Source organism: Candidatus Pelagibacter communis (assembly GCF_001179945.1).
GTDB classification, from domain to species: domain Bacteria; phylum Pseudomonadota; class Alphaproteobacteria; order Pelagibacterales; family Pelagibacteraceae; genus Pelagilacustribacter; species Pelagilacustribacter ubique_A.
The window spans coordinates 1-1,162 of record NZ_CVSG01000067.1; the positions used below are offsets into that span (position 1 = coordinate 1).

The 1,162-nt window shown below is 29.0% G+C and carries 1 protein-coding gene and 1 pseudogene; one reads left to right on the forward strand and one right to left on the reverse strand.

Annotated features, from left to right (window positions below):
- Positions 1-108 precede the first annotated feature (108 nt).
- Positions 109-912 (forward strand): TauD/TfdA dioxygenase family protein, encoded by an 804-nt coding sequence (locus AMN78_RS02045; RefSeq protein ID WP_075533939.1) that lies wholly within the window; start codon positions 109-111, stop codon positions 910-912.
- 2 nt (positions 913-914) lie between these two features.
- On the opposite strand, the pseudogene AMN78_RS04185 reads toward AMN78_RS02045, so the two are convergent.
- Positions 915-1,162, reverse strand: a pseudogene (locus tag AMN78_RS04185) (5-(carboxyamino)imidazole ribonucleotide synthase); the annotation flags it as partial.

Genomic DNA, 1,162 nt, shown 5'->3' on the forward strand with positions numbered 1-1,162 from the left:
GAAATATTGAACTCCGTAAAACCACCCAATTTAAAGTTTCATGAAATTTCAAAAGATGTTAATAATCCAGTTAATAATGATCCATCAATAATTAATTCAGTAAACTAAATGAAATCTGTTTCTATAACTCCAGGTAAAAACAACGTTGGTGCCTACATCAACGATGTAAATTTAAATAAGTTAAATAACGACTTAACGGGTCAAATTAAAGATATACTAAATAAATACGGAGTAATTTTCATAAAAAAACAAAATTTGGACCCAAATGCATACCAAAATTTTGCTAAATCTATTGGGCAATTAGTAGAGTATCCAAGATTAAAAGGATTAGAAAATTTTCCTTACATAAATGTTTTAGAGAGAAAACCTAGTGACAAAAGTTTGGCTTTCGGAGGATCTTGGCTACATCAGGACACTTCATATTTGGAAAAAGATAGACCGAGATATACTATGCTTATGGGTATAGAAATTCCTGCAGGGCAAGGAAATACTATTTTTTCCTCTGGTTTTAATGCGTATAAAAATCTTCCAGATGAAATTAAACAAAAAATTAAAAATGCTAAAGGTGTTTTTTCATCTGCCGGACCGATTAGTAAGACTAGACTTGAATTGGAAAAAAGAGCTGGAATTAATTCTTCAAAAGTTTTAGAAGCTGAACATCCAATTGTTCAAGAGGTTAATGGACAAAAATCTTTATATGTTTCTCCGGGTCATCTAATAAAAATTAAAAATATTGATGAAAGTGAAAAAATTAAAAATTTTCTTATTGATCATGTAAATAAAGAAGAATTCATATTTTCTTATGAGTGGTCAAAAGGGGATTTAGTTCTATGGGATAATCTCAGTGTGATGCATAAAGCAAGCGAAATAAAAAATTGTAGCCGAATAATGCATCGAATTACTATAAAATAATTTTACTTTTTTAAAATCGTCAAGTGGCCCATTTTTCTTTTTTCTTTGATTATTTTTTTTCCATAGTCAAAGAAGTATTCTTCTGTTTCAAAAGATCGCTTTCTATACCTCTGTATTTCACTGCCTAATATATTTTTCATCTCAGCATTTGCTATTTTCTTAACATTTTCTTTCTTCAATCCACAAACAGCTCTGATGTGATTTTCAAATTGACTAATATTAAATGCATTTATTGTTAAATGACCAGAGT